The 19,276-nt window shown below is 71.8% G+C and carries 11 protein-coding genes and 1 pseudogene; 6 read left to right on the forward strand and 6 right to left on the reverse strand.

Translation table 11 applies throughout. The annotated features are described in order from the left end of the window. Positions 1 to 244 precede the first annotated feature (244 nt). Both WME73_RS12655 and WME73_RS12660 read right to left on the reverse strand, forming a co-directional pair. Entirely contained in the window at positions 245 to 3,103 is a 2,859-nt protein-coding gene (locus WME73_RS12655; RefSeq protein WP_437915862.1) for a TonB-dependent receptor domain-containing protein, read from the reverse strand. A gap of 55 nt (positions 3,104 to 3,158) precedes the next feature. Then, positions 3,159 to 4,964, reverse strand: coding sequence for a protein kinase domain-containing protein (locus WME73_RS12660; protein WP_437915863.1), 1,806 nt, complete (start codon positions 4,962 to 4,964; stop codon positions 3,159 to 3,161). Between the two features lie 310 nt (positions 4,965 to 5,274). On the opposite strand from WME73_RS12660, the gene WME73_RS12665 reads away from it, so the two are divergent. Both WME73_RS12665 and WME73_RS12670 read left to right on the forward strand, forming a co-directional pair. Beyond that, positions 5,275 to 5,709, forward strand: a complete 435-nt coding sequence (locus WME73_RS12665) for a YeeE/YedE family protein (protein WP_437870816.1) — start codon at positions 5,275 to 5,277, stop codon at positions 5,707 to 5,709. After that, positions 5,706 to 6,197 (forward strand): DUF6691 family protein, encoded by a 492-nt coding sequence (locus WME73_RS12670; RefSeq protein ID WP_437915864.1) that lies wholly within the window; start codon positions 5,706 to 5,708, stop codon positions 6,195 to 6,197. Before WME73_RS12665 ends, WME73_RS12670 begins: the two co-directional genes overlap by 4 nt. A 93-nt stretch (positions 6,198 to 6,290) precedes the next feature. On the opposite strand, the gene WME73_RS12675 is transcribed toward WME73_RS12670, so the two are convergent. Then, complete coding sequence (locus tag WME73_RS12675; protein WP_437915865.1) at positions 6,291 to 7,439, reverse strand: amidohydrolase family protein; 1,149 nt, start codon at positions 7,437 to 7,439, stop codon at positions 6,291 to 6,293. 511 nt (positions 7,440 to 7,950) lie between these two features. On the opposite strand from WME73_RS12675, the gene WME73_RS12680 reads away from it, so the two are divergent. The 4 genes and pseudogenes from WME73_RS12680 to WME73_RS12695 all read left to right on the forward strand — a co-directional run bounded on the left by WME73_RS12680 (position 7,951) and on the right by WME73_RS12695 (position 15,649). After that, a complete protein-coding gene (locus WME73_RS12680; protein ID WP_437915866.1) occupies positions 7,951 to 9,726 on the forward strand; it encodes a WD40 repeat domain-containing protein in 1,776 nt (591 codons plus the stop codon). A 290-nt stretch (positions 9,727 to 10,016) separates the two neighbouring features. After that, the gene (locus tag WME73_RS12685; RefSeq protein WP_437915867.1) at positions 10,017 to 11,870 is read left to right on the forward strand and encodes a GMC family oxidoreductase; all 1,854 of its coding nucleotides are present in this window, start codon (positions 10,017 to 10,019) and stop codon (positions 11,868 to 11,870) included. Between the two features lie 14 nt (positions 11,871 to 11,884). Then, positions 11,885 to 12,994 (forward strand): annotated as a pseudogene (locus WME73_RS12690) (ferritin-like domain-containing protein); the annotation flags it as partial. A gap of 648 nt (positions 12,995 to 13,642) precedes the next feature. Further along, positions 13,643 to 15,649 carry an amylo-alpha-1,6-glucosidase gene (locus WME73_RS12695; RefSeq protein ID WP_437915868.1) on the forward strand — a complete coding sequence of 669 codons (2,007 nt, stop codon included), beginning with the start codon at positions 13,643 to 13,645 and terminating at the stop codon, positions 15,647 to 15,649. A 166-nt stretch (positions 15,650 to 15,815) separates the two neighbouring features. Here WME73_RS12695 and WME73_RS12700 read toward each other — a convergent pair whose 3' ends face one another. From WME73_RS12700 to smpB, 3 genes are all read right to left on the reverse strand, one after another. After that, entirely contained in the window at positions 15,816 to 16,697 is an 882-nt protein-coding gene (locus WME73_RS12700) for a hypothetical protein (protein WP_437745730.1), read from the reverse strand. Positions 16,698 to 16,859: 162 nt separating this feature from the next. After that, positions 16,860 to 18,371: a pyridoxal phosphate-dependent decarboxylase family protein gene (locus WME73_RS12705; protein ID WP_437745731.1), complete on the reverse strand. Its 1,512-nt coding sequence runs from the start codon at positions 18,369 to 18,371 to the stop codon at positions 16,860 to 16,862. Between the two features lie 165 nt (positions 18,372 to 18,536). After that, positions 18,537 to 19,025, reverse strand: coding sequence for an SsrA-binding protein SmpB (gene smpB, locus WME73_RS12710; protein ID WP_012234932.1), 489 nt, complete (start codon positions 19,023 to 19,025; stop codon positions 18,537 to 18,539). Between the last annotated feature and the right edge of the window lie 251 nt (positions 19,026 to 19,276).

A 19,276-nucleotide genomic window follows, 5' to 3' on the forward strand; every position in this document is an offset into this window, starting at 1 on the left:
TGGAGTCTAACACTTTCTGACATCCACCATGCATGGCGAGCCTTACAGGCCAACACACCCGCTTTCGCCTCCGGCGACGGGCTCGGCCGCGTGCCGTGCCAGAGGCGCAGCCGCTGAGCCGCCGCCGCCCAATGTCACTCCTCTCCGGGCCGCCCGCTTCGGTGGGCTACGCGGCGAGACAAGGCACCACCTCCGCAGCCCGCTCGCCGCCGCCAACATCCCTCACGGATCTCTGACCGCAGAACTAGGGATAGCTGACGGTGATCTCGGCGAGGAAGGTCCTGCCGTTCTGCCGGCTCGTGGCCGAGAGGTAGCTCTCCGCGGCCGGGTAGTCGTACCGCGTGTCCATCGCGTTGTAGATGCCGATCACATAGCGGCTGTGGAAGCGCTGGAGCTCCCCGGACACCGTGAGGTCCGCGACGATCGCGCCCGCTGTCTCGTCGGCCGAGCTGCGGCCGATGCGCCGGGGCGCCTCCAGGTTGATCCGGAGCCCCGCGGCGGCGAGCCGCTCCACCACCGGGACGACGCCGCGAAACGACGCGAGGTGCTCCGGCGCGTTGATCAGCCGCTCGCCGCGCCTGAGCTCGCCGCGCTGGTAGCCGTACGTCGCCGCGAGCATCCAGCCCTGGCGCCACTCGCGGCGGAGCTCGACGTCACACCCCGCCACGAACGCGTCTCGACGGCTGTTCACGTAGCGCACCACGCCGGGCACGCCGGGGCTGTCCTCGGCGGAGGTGATCCGGTCCGACAGCTTGCTCGCGTGAACGGCGCCGAGCGCGGTCCAGTCGTCGCCGAGGCGCTGCGAGTACTCGATCTCGGCGGAAGCGATGGACTCCGGCTTGAGCACGAGGCCCCGCTCGGGGTCGACGGCGGGCACCTGCGTCTTGCCGTCGGTGTAGAACTGCTCGGAGATGCTCGGGGCGCGGAAGGCGCGCCCGCCCATGATCTTCAGGACCCCTCCCGGCGCGGGCCGGAGGATGACCGCGGCGCGCGGCACGACGATCGGCGCGAACGTGCTGTAGACGTCGAGGCGCGCGCCCCACGAGAGGCGGACCCACGGGGCGGGCGAGCTGTCGAGGATGAGGTAGCCGGCGCCGAAGCGGTACGGCACGGGCTTCGTGCGCGCGCGGCCGTCCGCGAACACGCTGCTCAGCGTCGCCTCGGGGTGCGCCTGCACCTCGCCGCCCCCGGTGACCCTCAGCCAGGGGAGCGGCGTCCACGCCGCCCTGAGCTCGCCGCCCAGCCAGGTGCCGTGCTGCTGCTCGAAGATCGTCGCCTCGTCGAACGCGTAGGCGCCGTGCCAGACGAAGCGGTTCACGTGGGCGCGCGCCATGAGCTGCAGGTCGGGCGTGAGCCGCGGCTCGAAGCGCACCTCGGCCATCATGTGCGTGTCCTCGTAGCTCGTCCCGAGGTCGTTGAGCCGCGTGCCCACGTAGCCGATCGGGACGAGCTGCTCGCGCGCGTGGTACATCCACTGCGCCGTGAACGGCCCGTACCAGGCGCGCCCGGACGTGCCGCCGGCCCGGAAGGTCTCGGCGCGCTCGGCGATCTGCACGCGCGGCCCCTCGCCCGGGTCCCGCAGCGCCACCGGGACGTCGAACCCGTCGGAGCGCGCCCCGGAGACGCTCGCCTGCACGCCCGCGTCCCTGCGGGCGTTGTAGTGGAACCCGGCGCGCGCGTGGCCCACGCCGTCGTAGTAGGTGCCGGCCGCCGCGTGCGCGCTCGTGGGCTCGTCGCGCCCGCGCGGGACGAGGTTGACGATGCCCGAGAGCGCGCCCGTGCCGTAGAGCAGCGAGCCAGGGCCGCGGACGACCTCGATGTGATCCACGTCGTGGAGGTCGTCGCGGGCGTCGGAGCCCACGAACGAGGCGTTCAGCACGTTGTCGTTCGTCGAGTGGCCGTCGGAGAGGACGAGGAGCCGGTTGCCGTAGTCGAGCGGCTCGCCGAGCCCGCGGATCCCGGCCGAGTAGACGACGTGATCGTTCGAGAGGTAGATGCCGCGCGTGCCGCGCAGCGCCTCGGCGATGGTCGGGTACCCGAAGGCGCGCAGCTCGTGCTGCTCGATGACGCTGATGGATGCGGGCGCGTCCTCCAGGCGCTCGAGGACGCGCGAGGCCGACGACACCTCCCGGAGCGGCGCCAGCGTGACGTCGCGCAGCTCCGCCTGCTGGCCGGCCGTCACCTCGATCGTCCGCTCGACGGGCGCGAAGCCCCGCAGGCTGACGCGGACGCGGCGCCGGCCCACGGCGACGCCCTGGATCACCGACGGCGTGAAGCCCATGGGGCGGCCGTCGATCTCGACGAGGGCGTCGGGCTCGTCGGCGCGCACGAGGATCGAGCCGGTGAGCGGGCTGAGCGTCGCCGTGATCGGCACCGTCTCGTGCGCGGCGACGGTCAGCGGCTGCGGCGCCGCCTCGAAGCCCGGGCGCGAGAAATGGAGCACGTGGCGGCCCGGCGGCAGATCGAGATCGCACGGGGCGGTGCAGGCGGGCGGCGCGCCGTCGTGGTCGACGTGCACCGTGGCCTCGCTCGCGCCGCGCACGTCCACCCGCACGGTGCCGACGATGCGGCGGAGCACGATGAGGACCTCCTTGCTCTGCCCCAGCTTCACCGGGACGTCGTCCACGGCCACGGGCTCGTAGCCCGCGAGCTCGACGAGGATCCGGTAGCGCCCCTCGGACATGGCGAGCCGGCGCGGCGCCGTGCCGCGCGCGCCGAGGTCCTTGCGATCGACGTAGATCCTGGCCCCGGGCGGCGACGTGACGATCTGGAGCACGGCCACGCGCGGCGCGATCCGCTGGAGCGCGGCCTGGACCTCGGCGACGACCTCCGGGTCGGCCTCGCCCTCGAGCGCGTCGTCGTAGTACCGGTGCGCGTCCGCGAAGCGGCCCAGCTCCTCGTAGGTGAGCGCGATGTTGAAGACGACGTTGCGGTTCGGCACGAGCCGGTTCGACGCGAGGAAGTGCTCGAGGGCGGTCTGGAACTGCCCCTGCTTGTAGAGGTCGCGCCCCAGGTCGAAGTGGAGGTCGGCCTCGTCGGCCTGGCCCTCGCCGTCGGCGCGGGCGGCGGGGGCCTGGAGCAGGGCGCCTGCGAGGAGGGGCACCGCGGCGAGCCTCCACCGGCGAGCGCGCGTGCTCGAGGGCGCTCGACGCATGCAGCTAGCGGTGCTCGCGCAGGCGCGTCGCCTTCGTCGGCGCCGGCTCGCTGCTGGCCGGGTACGGCGACGACGGCGCGAGCACCGCGCGCGGGCGGCCCGCCCTCGCCGAGCCGAGCGGCGCGAGCGCGGCGCCGGCCGTGGCGAACCCGCTCGCCGCGGCGGCCGCCGCGGCTGTGGGCGGCGAGGCGACCTCCGACGGCGGGAGGGACGAAGGCCCGGGATCCTCGCGCGAGGGCGCGGAAGGCTCGCCCTGCGCCGGCGTGGCCTGCGAGGCCGCCTCGCCGGCAGGCGGCGCGCCCGCGGCCGGCGCCGCGCCGCGCCCGAGCCACGCGGTCGCCGCCATGCCCCCGAGGAGCGCCACGAGCGCCGCCGCCGCGAGGGGCGCGACCATGCTTCGCCGGCGCCGCCCCTGTGGATCCCCTGCGGCGACGCGCTCGCCCCGTCTGGACGGCGCCGCCGTCGGCGCCAGCGACTCGTCCGGGGGCAACGCGTGCACGGAGGGAGGTCCGGCAGCCGACGTCCGCGCGGGCGGCACCGACGGCGAGGCCGCCGCGGTGAACGTGAGAGGAACGACCGACACCCGCGCGGGCGGCACCGACGGCGAGGCCGTGGCGGTGAGCGTGAGAGGAGCGACGGACACCCGCGCAGGCGGCATCGAGGGTGAGGCCGCCGTCGCGAGGGCGGGTGGAGCGACGGACGCCTGCGTGGGTGGCATCGAGGAGGCGCGCTCCTTCGCCTGCTCGCTCAAGCTGTGCCGGGACCCACGCGTGGGGCCGATCGGCCCGGTCAGGGTCTCGGCTTCCTCGTCGATGGCCCGCAGGCGGTCCGGCGCCGGCGGCGCGTCGACGGCCTCGTTCCCCATCGCCCTGCGCAGGATGCGCGCCACCGTCTGGCGCGCGGACTCCGACCCGAGCGGCTCGAGCAGCGTGGCCAGCTCGGCGATCGTCTGGGGACGGCGCGCCGGATCCTTCTCGAGGCACATCAGGATGACCCACTCGAGCGCGAGCGGGATCTCTGGCCGGTGGCTGCGCGGGGGCACGGGCACGTCGGTCACGATGCTGACGAACAGCGCCGAGACGGACTCGGTCTCGAACGGCAGCCGCCCTGTCAGGAGCTGATAGAGCGTCATGCCGAGCGCCCAGATGTCGCTGCGGGCGTCCACCGTCCGGGTGCTGCGGATGTGCTCCGGCGACATGTAGCGGGGGGAGCCGAGCACCACGGCGGATGCGGTCAGCTGGGCGTTCAAGCCGAGCACGCCCTCCTCGGACGCCTTCGAGATGCCGAAGTCGAGCACCTTGATCAGGTTCGAGCCGTCCTTGCGGCTCGCGAGGAAGAGGTTGCCCGGCTTGAGGTCGCGGTGGACGATCCCGAGCGAGTGCGCCTCGGCGAGCGCCTCGCAGGCCTCGATCACGTAGCTGACCGCCTGCTCCACGGGCAGCGGGCCCCGCGATTCGAGCAGCGCCTCCAGATCGATGCCATTCAGGTACTCCATCACGAAATAGGGCAGATCGTCGTCGGTCTGCCCCACATCGATGACGCGGGCGATGTGCTCGCTGGCGATCGCCGCCGCGGCCTGCGCCTCCCGGAAGAAGCGCTCCGTGGCGCCGGGCGTGGTGCGCCCCTCGGGCAGCAGGAACTTCAGCGCGACGCGGTGGCGCAGCGAGACGTGGTGCGCCGCGACGACGATCCCCATGCCGCCGCGGCCGAGCACCCGCTCGACGCGGTACTTGCCGCCGACGACATCCCCGACGCGCGGAATCCTGCGCCATGAAGACGGTTCCGCCGCGTCCGAGCCTGCGTGGGCCATCGGCCGTCAGTATACACCAGCACCTCTGGGACCCGGCACAATCTCGGCCGTCCGCCGGCGCCGTGTGTGATACGCCCGCTCCCAGCCCCACCCGCTCTGTCGGGCGGCGATCCAGGCGGGGTGTGGCGCCGCGCGCTCGCAGCAGCGGTTGCGCGGCGAGCGGCGGCGGACGGGGCAGCGGGCGCGCGAGCCGGCGGGCCGGCCGACAACCGCCGCGCGGGCTCCGGCTTTGCGCACCGCGTGGTGGTTCGTCTTCCGTGGATGACGCGCATTGCTATGCTGGCCACCGGTGTCTCAGCGAGGTCACATCGTGAATGAATTCACCGTGATAGGCCCCCTCCTCGGCGGCGCCCTCATCGGCCTGGGCGCGTCTCTCCTCCTGCTCTTCAACGGGAAGGTCGCTGGCATCAGCGGCATCGTCGGAGGGCTCCTCTTCCGGAAGCCTGGCGATACCGCCTGGCGCGCGGCGTTCGTCGCGGGCCTCCTCCTCGGCGGCCTCGCGCTCGTCGCCGCGCACCCGCTCGCCTTCCCCTCAGCGGGGGGCGGCGGGTCGCTCGGCCTCGTGATCGTCGCCGGGTTGCTCGTCGGCTGGGGCGCGCGGCTCGGCAACGGGTGCACGAGCGGCCATGGAGTCTGCGGCCTCAGCCGTCTGTCGGTCCGGTCGCTCGTCGCCACGCTGACGTTCATCGCGACCGCGGCCATCACGGTGTACGTCAGCCGGCACCTGCTCGGGGGGGCGCGATGAGGCAGGGCGCGGTCGCGTTCCTCGCCGGCTTGCTGTTCGCCGTGGGGCTCGGCGTCTCCGGCATGACCCAGCCGTCCAGGGTCATCGGCTTCCTCGACGTGGCCGGCGGCTGGGACCCGAGCCTCGCGTTCGTGATGGCCAGCGCGGTATCCGTGCACTTCCTGGCCTACCGCGTCCTTCGCTGGCGGCGGCGCGAGGGCGGCGTCGATTCGGCCGGCCTTGCCCGCGCGCCGCGGTTTCCCCTCCTGGCCGACCGCGCGGCCGTCCCGACCCGCACCGACATCGACGCGCGCCTCGTCGCTGGCGCCGGGCTCTTCGGCGTCGGCTGGGGTCTCGCCGGGTACTGCCCGGGGCCGGCGCTCGTCTCGCTGGTGACCGGATCGAGCGCCGTGCTCGCGTTCGTCGCGGCGATGGCCGCCGGCATGGCGATCGAGCGCTTCGCCTCGGCCAGGGCGAGAGCGGAGATGAGCGAGCAGACGACGGAATGAACGGCAAGTAAAACAACGCTTGTGACGGGCAGAACGGCGCACAACGCGCGTCGCGCCGGACGGAACATCGTGTGTCGCGCCGGGCGCCGAGCGTCACGGGGGCGCCGCGAGCCGATCGGGATCTGCAGGCCAGAGCAGGCGGCGCGCGTTGTCGCGGTAGATCTTCTGCAGCACGGGCGCGGGCAGGTGCATACCGTAGATCCTCCAGGACCCCTGGCGGCCGTTCGCGGCCTCGGTATCGAAGTAGTCGTCCTCGGTCTCGAGGAAGCGCGCATAGACCTCATAGCCTGCGGTCCTGGCGCTCTTGAGGTCGGTGCCGAAGAGCACGCGGTCCTGGTAGCGCACGAAGAAGCGGTGCGCCGCGCGCGGCTGCCGGCCCAGCTCGCTGATGCTGGCCGACATGTCGACCTGCAGATTGGGGAAGCGATCAAGCCAGCCCGCGAGCTGCTTCAGGTCTTCGGACGAGCTGGCCATGTGCGCGCCCACGAAGGTGACGTCGGGGTGGCGCTCGATCACGCGGTTGCGCTCCTCGAAGAGCCGCGCGCGGGTTGGAAAGCGCGTCCTGTCCGCGAATGACCAGCTCGGGAACTCGTGCAGCTCGTGCCAGCGCTCGTTCTTCGCGTCCAGCGGGGCGAAGAACGCCGCCGGGTCGGCCACGTGCCAGAGCACGGGCCGGCGGTGGCGCGCGCACGTGCGCCAGACCGGCTCGAGCTCCGGGCTGTCGAGCGCGACGCGCCGGCCCTCGGGCGTGCGCACCGTGAGCCCGAGCTCCTTGAAGATCTTGAGCCCCTTGGCCCCGGCCTCGAAGTCGGTCGCGAGCTGCGCGGCCACGCGCTCGCCCCAGCCCGGGGCGCCCACGAGCGCGAGGTCGAGGTTGGCATAGGTCAGGAAGCGCCCTGGATAGGCGCGGTCGAAGCGCTCGAGCTCGCGCACCAGGCGCTTGCCCGAGGAGCCATCGAGGTTGACCATGGTCTCGACGTGGAACGCGTCCATGCGCGCGACCTCGGCCGCCACGTCCACGACACGGTGCAGGTGCGTGTGGACATCGACGGCGGGCACGGCCAGGTGGATGATCGCGGTGCGCTCGAGCGCCAGAAGCGGTATGGGCTGCCAGTCCGCGAGCCGCAGCGCCGCGATGTCGGCGGACCGCGACGGCGCCGCGCATGGCGCGGCCGGGCCGTGAGCGCACGCGGCTGGCAGGAGGAGAACGAGCATGAGCGCTGCGATGTCCGCGCGGGACATGAGGCGACCTCTGGACGCGAGCATGACCGAGCATAGCGCGCAGGAGGCCGCTCTCGGCGAGGAGCGCCTCGGGGCAGATCACCGAATTGGCATGATATGCTGCGGGGCGCAGGCGGAACGGAAGGAGGCAACGTGCTTCGACTCCACTTGGCTCTTGGTTGCGCGGTTTTCATGGTTGCAGCGTGCGGCAACGATGTGCACGAGGCGGCCGCGACGGGTGGCGTTGCCGGCAATGGCTCTGGCGCCACCGGTGACGGCAGCGGTGCCGGCGGATCCGTCGCGAACAGCGGCGAGGGCGGCGCCGTCGGCTCGGCGGGAACGGCCGGCGCCGGCGGCGACCCGGGCGGCGCCGGGGGCAGCGTCGCGGGCGGGGGCGTGGACGGTGCGGCCGACCCGTGTGGCCCGTCGCGCGGCGGTCAGCGAAGCGCTCCTTCTCGCAGGCGCCTGCGGAGGTGCCGAGGAGGCCCGGGAACGACTGCTCACCTGGGCGGGTCCGTGCGATAAACGAGGCATGCCTGCCGCCCTCGCTGCGCTCGAGTACGCCCTCGCCGCCGGCTCCGTCGAGGCGTGGTTGGCGGAGCTGCGCGACGAGGCGGTTCGCTTGCGGATCCGTCGCGCGCTGGACGCCGATCGCAGGCTGTGGACGCAGTACCCCGATTCGCTGGGGAGCTGCCTGTTGACGCGGACGTTCGGCGTCAAGGCGCTGGCATCGCTCCACCAAGCGTGGACGAAGGAGCTCGCAGCGCGCGGGCGCCCGTGGATCCGCCCGCTGCGCGGACTGCCGATGCCCGACGGTCTGCTCGCCGAGCTGTACTCCGACGAGGAGCTGTCGCTCGCCGGGCTGCAGGTGCCGCGCTTCGCGTCGGAGGACGAGGTGGTGCTGACGGCGAGGCGGCTGCACCCGAGCGCGCAGCCGCCCGAGGAGCGCCGGCGGGAGCGTCTGCGCTGGCGCTGGACCGAGGGCCGCGCCGTGATCGAGCCGGAGCCGCCGGACGACGCGGCCGCGCCGGCGTATCCGCGGTTCGTGACCGACGGGTGGGGGCCGGCGTATCTGGTCCGGTCGGAAGGCGCGCAGCGGGTGGCATTGCCGTGCCCGGAGGAGGGCAGCGCGTACGCGCAGCTCTCGGCCGACGGCTCGCGCCTCATCGTGTACGGGACGCTCGACGAATACGCCGGAGGATTCGTGTACGTCGTCGATCCCGAGACGCTGGCCGTCGAGCGGCAGCTCGCGACCGATTCGCCGGTGTCCGATGTCGCCGATGGCGGCGGGCAGATGGTGGTATCGACGTACCGCAGCGGGACGATCGGGTGGATCGACGGCCGCGCGCACGTGCTGCCGATCGGCGGCCATGCGATCTGCCTCTCGCCGAGCGGCAACCACGTGGCCACGGTCGGGGCGGCGCTGCGGATCTGGTCGCTGGCGGAGCTCGTGCGCCAGAGGACGCGGCCGCCGCTGCCAGGGTTCCCGCCGCGCTTCGATCCGAGCGGCGAGCGGTTGCTGTGCGGCAGGGAGCTGCTCGACGGTCGCACCGGGCGGCGGATCGCGCGGCTCAGTCCAGAGCTGGAACCGTATCTGGAGGGCGGACCGGCGCAGCCGTGGCTGCACTTCGGGACACGTCACCTGATCTGCACGCACGGCGGATTGCAGCTGTGGGACGCGCGCAGCGGGGAGCCGCTGGTGATGGAGGAGCCGCTCGGCTTTCCGCACTGGTACACGCTGGCGTACGACCGCGAGGGGTCGCGCCTGGCGGCGCTGCGCCAGGAAGAGACGACGGTGGCGCTGCACGAGCTGCCGCACGGGCGTTGCATCCGCACGGTGACGTTCGAGCTCGCCGGCTGGGCGCTGGGGATGGCCGAGGACGCGAGCATGCTCGCGGTGCAGCAGGGCGGGCAGATCGAGGTCCGGACCGAGGACGGCGCGATGGTGCGGCGCTGCGGCCAGGCGACGGCGTCGGGGCGGCGGCCGCGGTTCTCCGAGCCGGCGCCGCGGTTCTCGCTCGACGGCAGGCGCGTCGCCGCACGCGTGGGCGCCAAGGACTGGCGGATCTGGACGCTCGCGAGCGGGGAGGAGGAGCGCGTCGAGGGCAGCCTGGAGAAGGTCGCCGACTTCGCGGCGCCGGAGCCCGCCGATTGGGCGCTGGAAATGGGCACGATGTCGGTGTTCACCCACGGGCCGAGCGGCACCAAGATCGCGCTGCCGGTGATCGGCGGGTGGGTGTGCAATCCGGCCGATCCGCGGATCGCCGTTTGCGACGAGCTGCTCGTCGAGCTGCGGGCCGGCGGCTGAACCCCCCTGGGCGGGGAGCTGTGGCGCACCGGGGAAACTCCTCGTTATTGTATCCCCGAGTGGGCCTTGTTGTCCCCTGGCGGAAAGGCGGCCTCAACGCGCTGCATCCACGCGCAGGCGCGGACGGGAACGCCGCGGTGCGCCTGCGTCGTGCGTCGACCCGCTCTCATTACAGCGACAGGAGCGCCGAACCCGGTGTCACGTGACCGATACAATGAAGTGGTTGACAGCGACCGAACTCTTCTGATTTAGGACATCGGGGGGCATCATCCACATGGGGAGGGCGGGACGTGCTGTTGAAAATTGACACGGCGCTGCGGACGGACGCCGGCGCGGTGGCCGCCGATGACGGCTATGATGCCGTGATCGTGGGCTCCGGGATCGCCGGCGCGATCGTGGCCAACGAGCTAAGCCGAGCCGGCAAGCGGGTGCTGCTGCTGGAGGCAGGGGCGGGGACGAACCGGTCGATCTCCGGCTATGAGTCCTACCTTGCCAACTTCTTCGCGGCGTCGTCGAAGGACAACCAGTCGCCGTTCCCCGAGAACCCGAACGCGCGGATGCCGCGCAGCCCGGAGCTCCGCAAGCTCCAGCCCGGCGAGACCGACCCGGCTCCCTACGTCGTGCAATCGGGCCCCTACGTCACCGACACCAACTACACGCGCGTGTTCGGCGGAACGACCATGCACTGGGAGGCGAAGACCCCCCGCATGCTGCCGGACGACTTCAAGGTCCGCACGCTGTTCGGACAGGGCGTCGACTGGCCGCTGAGCTACGAGGACATCGAGCCCGACTACCAGGTGGCCGAGCGCGAGGTCGGCGTCTCCGCCGACGTCCGGGAGCAGACGTACCTGGGGCTCCGCTTCCCCGAAGGCTACGTGTACCCGATGAAGGGCCTGCCGCTGTCCTACCTGGACCAGAGGGTCGGCAAGGGCATCGACGGCACCGAGGTCAAGCTGCACGACCAGGCGTATTCCATCCGGATCCGCGCGTACCCGCAGGCCCGCAACGGAGTTCCCAACCCCGCATACGACGGCGGCAAGGGCTACGTGCCGGTGGGCGCCGTCAACACCCATCAGGTGGAGGAGGGGGAGCGCTGCCAGGGCAACACCAACTGCGTGCCGCTCTGCCCGGTGCAGGCGCGGTATCACTCCGGCAAGACGCTGGCGAAGGCGCTCGAGACAGGGCGGGTCGACCTGATGGTCCAGGCGGTCGCCTCGAAGGTGGTGATCGATCCCGAGAGCGGGCGCGTCACCGCGCTGGAGGTCAAGGTCTACAAGGACCCGCAGTCGTCAGAGCACGAGACGGTGACCGTCAAGGGCAAGATCTTCGTGCTCGCCGCCGGCGCCATCGAGACCCCGCGGCTCATGCTGGCTTCCGGCGTCCGGAGCAGCAGCGGGCTGATGGGTCGCAACCTGATGGACCACTCCTACCTGCTGAGCTGGGGGCTGATGCCCGAGGTCTGCGGGACCACGCGCGGCACGAGCTGCACCGGCGGCATCATCGACCTGCGCACGGGGCCATTCCGGCGGAGTCAGGCGGCCTTCAGCGTGGACATCCACAACGACGGCTGGGGGTGGGCGACGGGCTCGCCCTTCACGGATCTGGCCGAGCTCGTGGACCAGCACAACCACTTCGGGGACGAGCTGCGCCGCGGGCTGGTCGACCGCATCTCGCGCCAGCTCCTGTTCGCGTTCATGCTCGAGGTGCTGCCGAGCGAGAGCAACCGCGTCACCGTCGATCCGCGCTACACCGACCGCCTCGGCAACATGCGCCCGGTGGTCTCGTTCACGGTGCCGGAGTACACGATGCGCGGCGCCGCCTACGCGCGGCAGTTCGCCAGGACCATGTTCGCGCGCCTGGGCGTCGTGGATTTCTCCCGGTACGACCCCGGCGACTACGGCTATGTCGCCTACGAGGGCGAGGGGTACGCCATCCGGGGGGGCAACCACCTGGCCGGCACGCACATCATGGGATCGGACAAGCGCACTTCGGTCGTCGATACCGACCAGCGCTCCTGGGATCACGAAAACCTCTATCTGGTCGGAGCCGGCAGCATGCCTTCGGTCGGCACCGCCAACGTGACCCTCACCCTCGCCGCGCTCTGCTACCGGAGCACGCGCGCGATGCTCAAGCAGCTTCACTGACGGGAGGTACGCCCATGATCAACTCCAGACGCTCCGAACCTCCCGCGCCGCGGAACAAGATCGAGACCCTCACCGAGCTGCACCATTACCTGCAGCACGCGCTCCAGCTGGAGCACGCCACGATCCCGCCGTACCTCGCGGCGCTCTACTCGATCAAGCCGGGGAGCAACCCGGATGCCGTCCATATCCTGCGCGTGGTGGCGGTCGAGGAGATGCTCCACCTGACCCTCGCGGCGAACCTGATGAACGCCGTCAAGGGCACGCCCGACCTGACGGCCAAGGGCTTCGTGCCCAGCTACCCCGCGTACCTGCCGGACGGCGAGACCGACTTCCAGGTCCACATCGCCCCCTTCGGCATCGAGGCCATCGAGACCTTCAAGAAGATCGAGCGGCCGAAGAAGGGAGGCGGGCGGCTCGTCCGCCGCGCCGCCCCGGCCGGCGCCACGGTGCTGGGCGTGAACCCCGACGACTGCGAGATGCAGTTCTATAGCATCGGCGAGTTCTACGCCGCCATCGAGGACGGCCTCGTGCGCCTGGAGGCGGAGGCGCAGGCCCGGGGCGAGACGATCTTCATCGGCGATCGCGGGCGGCAGATCACCCCGGAGTACTACTATTCCGGCGGCGGCGAGCTGCTGCCCGTGATCGATCTGGCCAGCGCGCGCCGGGCCATCACCCTGATCATGGAGCAGGGCGAGGGCACCGAGTCCAGCATCTACGATCGGGAAAAGGAGCTGTCGCACTATTACCGCTTCGAACAGCTCACCCAGGGTCGCTACTACCAGCCGGGTGACCAGCCGGGCCAGCCGACAGGGCCGGCGTTCACCGTCGACTGGAAGGGCGCGTATCCCATCAAGACGGATGTCAAGCTGGCCGAGCTGCCGGCCGGCTCCGAGCTGTATGACATGGCGGTCGCCTTCAACCGCGCTTACGCGAAGTTCCTCGAGACGCTGACGCGGGCCTACAACGGCGAGCCGGCGCTGCTGATGAGCGCCGTGCCGCAGATGTTCGAGTTCCGCAACCTGATCACCCAGCTGATCCGCAACCCGCTTCCAAACAGCGAGTTCACCGCGGCGCCTACCTTCGAGCTCTACCCTGCCGCGGACGCCCCTGCCGCGGTCGCCGGCGCGAGCGCGGCGTCGAGCCGCCTCGATCGATTCCTCGCCTTCTCCGCGGAGGTGACCGCCTTTGCCGTGTTCGACCTGCATGGGACCGGGCAGGCCGAGGCGTATCTGAAGGCCGCCGATGATGTCGTCGGCGCCGCCGTGGTGGACGAGCTGCTCGCCATCCACGGCGGGGCGGGGCAGGGGAGCGACCGCCAGGCGCGTGACGCCTTCCTGCGCCGGGAGATCTTCGGCCACGAGAAGCTCGGGCCGATCGCCCGCAACATCATCAAGATGTGGTATTCCGGCGTCTGGTACGAGCTGCCCACGGCCTGGACCGAGGCCTACGGCCCCGCGCCCAAGGACGTGACGTTCGTTGTCTCGCCGTCCTCGTACGTGGAGGGGCTCCTGTGGACGGCGATCGGCGGTCACCCCGCCGGAGCCAAGCCGCAGGGGTTCGGGTCGTGGGCCGATCCGCCGCGCATCCCGTCCTCCGAGGACACGCCGGCGCGCCGGTCGCTGCCTGTCGTCGGCGAGCGATAGCGCGTCGCGGGGGGAAACGTGGTGTCGGAGGGATCGGCCGATAGCGAGGCCGACCGAGGGCCCGTCGGCGAATTCGAGGGTTGCGTCGAGCCGGTTCGGTAGGCGATAGAAGTCCCGGAGGAGGAGCGCATGGTCGGGATGGGGAGGGAGATCTGCGGCGACCTGAGGATCGCCGAAGAGCGCGAGTGGCTCGTCACCAACGGCATCGGCGGCTATGGCTCCGGGACGGTGGCCGGCTCGCTCACGCGCGGCTACCACGGGCTGCTCGTCGCCGCCCTCCGGCCGCCCGTCGATCGGCGGCTGATGCTCGTCAAGCTCGACGAGACCGTCACCTACCGCGGCGCGGCCTGGGACCTCGCGACCAACCGCTGGGCGAGCGGCGCCGTCGCGCCGAGCGGCTTCGTCAACATCGAGCACTTCGCGCTCGAGGGCTCGATCCCTTGCTGGCGTTACGCCTGCGCCGACGCGCTGCTCGAAAAGCGCGTCTGGATGGAGCACGGCCAGAACACCACCTACGTCGCTTACACCGCGCTCCAGGCCCGCGAGCCGTTGCGCCTCGCCGCGCGCGCCATCGCCAACAACCGCGTCTTCCACAACACAGGCACCGTCGCGTGGCCGGCCGAGGTCAGCGCCGCTTCGGGCGGCGTCCGCGTCGTCACGGCCGGCGACGCGCTGCCGCTGTTCCTCAAGCTGGAAGGCGGCGCGGCTACCCCCGCGACGGAGCTCTACCGCGGCTTCGCGCTCCCGGCCGAGACGGCGCGCGGGCTCCTCGACCGCGACGACCACCTCCACGTCGCGACCTTCGAGGCGACCCTCCTGCCCGGCGAGACGGTGGTGTTCCTCGCCGCCGCCGGAGATGGCACCACCGCTGTCGATCGGGAGGCCCTCCCGCGCCGCCGCGCGCGCGATCGGGCCCTCCTCTCGGCGTGGAGCGGGGCGCGGCCGTCGGGCGCGGCCGCCACCCCCGGCTGGGTCTCGCAGCTCGTCCTCGCCGCCGACCAGTTCGTCGTGGACCGCGCGCAGACCCCCGGCGGCAGCCCCGGCAAGAGCGTCATCGCCGGTTATCCTTGGTTCGAGGACTGGGGCCGCGACACGATGATCAGCCTCCCCGGCCTCGCGCTCTCGACGGGACAGGCGAGCATCGCCGCGCCGATCCTCCGCACGTTCGCCGCCTTCGTGGATCAGGGGATGTTGCCCAACCGGTTCCCCGACGGCGCCGCGCACCCCGAATACAACACGATGGACGCCACGCTCTGGTACTTCCAGGCCATCCGCGCCTGTCACGAGGCGACCGGCGACGACGGGCTCCTGCGCGATCTGTTCCCGGTGCTGCGGGGCATCGTCGACTGGCATATCCACGGCACGCGTTATGGGATCCAGGTTGACCCGGGCGATGGCCTGCTCCGCGGCGGGCAGGATGGCGTCCAGCTCACCTGGATGGATGCCAAGGTCGGCGATCGCGTGATCACGCCGCGCATCGGCAAGCCGGTCGAGATCAACGCCCTCTGGTACAACGCGCTGCGGGCGATGGTCGCCTTCGCCGCCCGCCTCGGCGAGCCCGCCGAGCCGTATCAGGGGATGGCGACGAGGGCCCTCGCGTCCTTCGAGCGCTTCTGGAACGCCGCCGCGGGCTACTGCTACGATGTCCTCGACGGGCCCGCCGGCGCCGAGGCGGCGCTCCGGCCGAACCAGATCTTCGCCGTGTCGCTCCCCGAGAGCCTGCTCTCCCCCGAGCGACAGCGCGCCGTTGTCGACGCGTGTGCGCGGGCGCTCCTGACCTCGTATGGGCTGCGCTCGCTCGCCCCGTCGGATCCGGCGTATCAGGGGTTCTACGGCGGCGATCAGGAGCGCCGCGACGCCGCTTACCACCAGGGCATGGTGTGGGCCTGGCTCATCGGCCCGTTCGTCGAGGCGCACCTCCGTGTTTATGGCGATCCCGACGCAGCCCGCCGGCTGCTCGCGCCGATGGGCGACCACATCAACACCGCCGGCCTCGGCTCGATCAGCGAGATCTTCGATGGTGACGCCCCCTTCGCGCCGCGCGGCTGCATCGCTCAGGCGTGGAGCGTCGCCGAGGTGCTCCGCGCCTTCACGCTCCTCGACCAGGCGGCGTCGCCCGGATCTCTATCCCCGTGAGAACCACAGCGGTTTCCGCCCACCTCTGCACCATGCAGAGCGGCGGTCTCCCGCACAGGAGACGGGCCCAGATCGGCGTTTTCGGCGCGCAAGCGCACTCCGGTGCGCTGAGCACCGAAAACGTCGAGGTGGGCCCGTATCCGAAGCGGGTGACCGTCGCTCTAGATCAGTCGCCCTTGCAGACGTCGGCACAGGTGCCCGTCGCATCACTGCACGCGAAGGACGCGCAGTCCGAATCGGCGGAGCAGGGCGCGCCGGCGGCGCCGAGCGGCGCGCACGAATCGCCCTCGCACGCCGTGCCGGCCGCGCAGTCTTCGTCCGAAGCGCATGGACCGCCCGCCTGCTCGCGCGCCTGGCACGTCCCTTCTTGACTACAGCGAAGCTCTTCTTGGCAGTCGAGGCTTCCTTTGCACGACTCCCCCATGGCGAGCCGTGGCGCGCACGTCCCCGCGTCGGGTGGTGAGGGCTGGTCGCACCGGAGCGCCTCGTCGCAGTCGAACCTCGACGAGCATGGCTCTCCGGCCGCTGCCCTCGCTTTGCACGCCGACGTCGACTGCCCGCTCGCGTCGACGGTGCGCACGCAGCGGTCCCGGGCGCAGTCCCAGTTGTTGCCGCACGTCCCGCCCTCGGGCACGGAGCCGTCCCACGCATCGCGGCAGGACGGCGTGAACTCGGCGTTCACCCCCAGAAGCACGCCCAGTACTTCAATTTCGGCACAGGGGGCCGCGTGCACCTCGGCGAGGCACGCCTCCGCCTTCTCCGGGACGAAGGTGCCCTTCACCTCGCCTCCGCTGCTGACGGCGACGAGGATCGCCTCGAGCTGCGAGGCGCACGCGTCGGCGGAGCTCGCGTCCAGGCCATGCGCGGCCCGGGTCGCCGCGTCGCAGCACGCGAACGTGCGGTCGCAGAGGGCCTTCGCATAGCTGGAGAGGAAATCGCTTCCTGTCCGCGCCGGCGCCTCGTCGTCCCCGCATCCGGGCACGGCGGACATCGCGACGGCGACGGCCGATAGGAGCGTCGCCGACAAGACAGATCGATGCGTGCGCATGAAGAACCTCCTTGGCCCGATCGTAAAGGGATCGCCGGAGCCAAGCCAGCGTGAGTGCCATGACAAGCTTCGGAATCTTCTCGCCGGTGGGTGTCGAGATGGTTGGCTGTTACACGAGACCGAGCTGAGCCAGCGCCGGGCGAGCGCGTCTGTTGCGCCCCTTCAGTCGTCGTCCGCTCCTCCGCGCTGATCGCCGCCGCGCGCGGGCGAAAGCGGCCCGTCGCGGAGCTCTTCCAGCACCTCGGCGAGGCTCGACGCAACGTCGGCGAGCCCCGCGTTCACCCGGTCGGCGTGCGTCCTGAAGCTCAGGATACACATCCGCAGCAGGAACCGCCCCCCGGCCACCACCCCCGTGAGCAGCACCCGCTGCTTCGCGTTCACCCGCGCGAGGAGGCGCCGGTTCAGCGCGTCGAGCGCCGGCCCGTCGTCGACGCCGGGCGGGCGCGCCCTGAAGGCGAGGAGCGACAGCTCGGGCTCCGCCACGACCTCGAGCTGCGCCATCTGCCGGAGCGCGTCGGCGGCGCCGCGCGCGAGCGTGAGCTTCTCGTCGAGCTCGGCCCGGAAGACGGAGGCCCCATGCATCTTCAGCGGCAGCCACACCCGCAGCCCGCGCGCGTCGCGCGACAGCTCGGGGCTGATCGCGCAGAAATCCACGAGATCGTCCTCTGACTGCATCGGCGGCATGTACGACGCCGAGAGCGCGTGCGCGCGCCGCAGCGCCTCGCGATCGCGCACCGCGAGGCAGCCCGTCCCGTACGGCAAGAAGAGGCTCTTGTGCGGGTCCAGCGTCACCGAATCGGCGCGCTCGATCCCCCGCATCGCCGCGCGCCCTCGCTCGGTGAGCGCGAAGAAGCCGCCGTACGCCGCGTCGACGTGCAGCCAGAGGCGCTCGGCCTCGGCGAGGCCGGCGAGGGCGGGCAGATCGTCGATCGCGCCGGTGCCCGTCGTGCCCGCGGAGGCCACGAGCAGGAAAGGCGAGAGGCCGCGCGCCCGGTCGCGCGCAACCGCCTCCGCCGCCGCGTCGGTCCGCATGCGAAAGCGCCCGTCCACCGGGATCTCGCGCACGGCCTCCGGCGGAAAGCCGGCGAGGAGCGCGGCCTTCGTCACCGAGTGGTGCGCTTCCTCCGAGGCATAGAGGGTCCCTCGCAGGAAGTCCGGCGGGAGGCGCTCGCGGCGCGCGGTGATCACCGCGACGAGGTTCGCGAGCGAGCCGCCGGTCGTGAGGATCCCCCCGGAGCCCTCGGGCAGGCCGAGCATGGCGCAGAACCAGGCGATCACGTTCGCCTCGATCTGCACGAGCAGGGGGGCGGCCTGGAAGACGCCCACATACCGGTTCACCGCGTCCGCGATCAGATCGGCCACGGCCGCGTGAAAGAGGCCGCCGCCCGGGATGTACCCCATGTAACCGGGGGACGCCGTGTTCAGGCTCATCGGGATGAGCTTGCCGAAGAGCTTCCGGAGGAGCTTTTCGTAAGGCACGCCGCGCTCCGGCAGCGGCTCGCGGAGCGAGCGCGCGACCCGCTTGCCCCCCCGCGTCGCGTGCATCGGCTGCTCCGGCAGGCTCTCGATGTGCTGGACGATGCGGTCCATCGCGAGCTCGACCATCTCGCGCATGGCGTCGCCCGGCAGCTCGAGCGGGTGGGGGCCTGACGGCGGGCGTTTCGGGCGGGCCAACGCGCGCCATCCTACGTCATCGCGCGCTCCACGGCGGGCGGCGTTCCGGGCGAGAGCGTCGCGAAAACGTCGCGAGAACGTCCAGCGAGACGAGCCGCCTCGTCCGGGGTGGGCGCCGGCCTGCGATCGACGCCCGAGCCGGGTCCTCCTCGAGCTCGCGGAGCGTCACGCGCGTCCGTACCCTCGTTGCCCGTGCACCACCACGGCGCGCATCTCGCGCTCGGCGTCTTGCTCCTTGATGGTCTCGCGCTTGTCGTGGCTCTTCTTCCCCCGCGCCAGCGCGATCTCGACCTTGGCCAGACCGCTCTTGAAGTAGAGCCGGGTGGCGACGGCGGTCATCCCCTCGCGGGCGATCGACAGGTCGATGCGCTCGATCTCGCGCCGGTGGAGGAGGAGCTTGCGCGCGCCCTTCGGCACGTGGCCGAAGGCGGCGCTGGCCATCGCGGCGATGCTCACGCCGTGCAAGAACACCTCGCCCCGGAGGACCGTGCAGAACGAGTCGGTCAGGTCGGCCTTGCCGGCGCGAAGCATCTTCACCTCGCTCCCTTTCAGGACGATCCCCGCCTCGAAGCGGTCGCCGAGGTCGTAATTGAAGCCTGCGCGCTTGTTGCGCGCGATGAGGGTCTCGCCAGGCCTGGCCTTTTCCTTCGGCACGAGGGCATCTTAACACGACACCGCCCGCGCCCCGGCGATCACGGAGCCGCGCACGCCACCCTGCGCGGCTGCCTCGAACAGCGCTGCGCGCACCGGAGCGCCCCCATTTCGCCGGCCCCTGTCAATCGCAGCGGCAGTAGAGGCACCCAGGGTGGTGCGGACCGGTTCCGCAATATCCAGCCCACCCGGTATTGCTGCACGTGCAGGGGTCATGAGGGCGGAGACAGTTGTCCAGCTTGCACGACTGGTCT

Origin of the sequence: Sorangium sp. So ce302 (assembly GCF_051530145.1) — a bacterium.
Lineage (GTDB): Bacteria > Myxococcota_A > Polyangia > Polyangiales > Polyangiaceae > Sorangium > Sorangium cellulosum_B.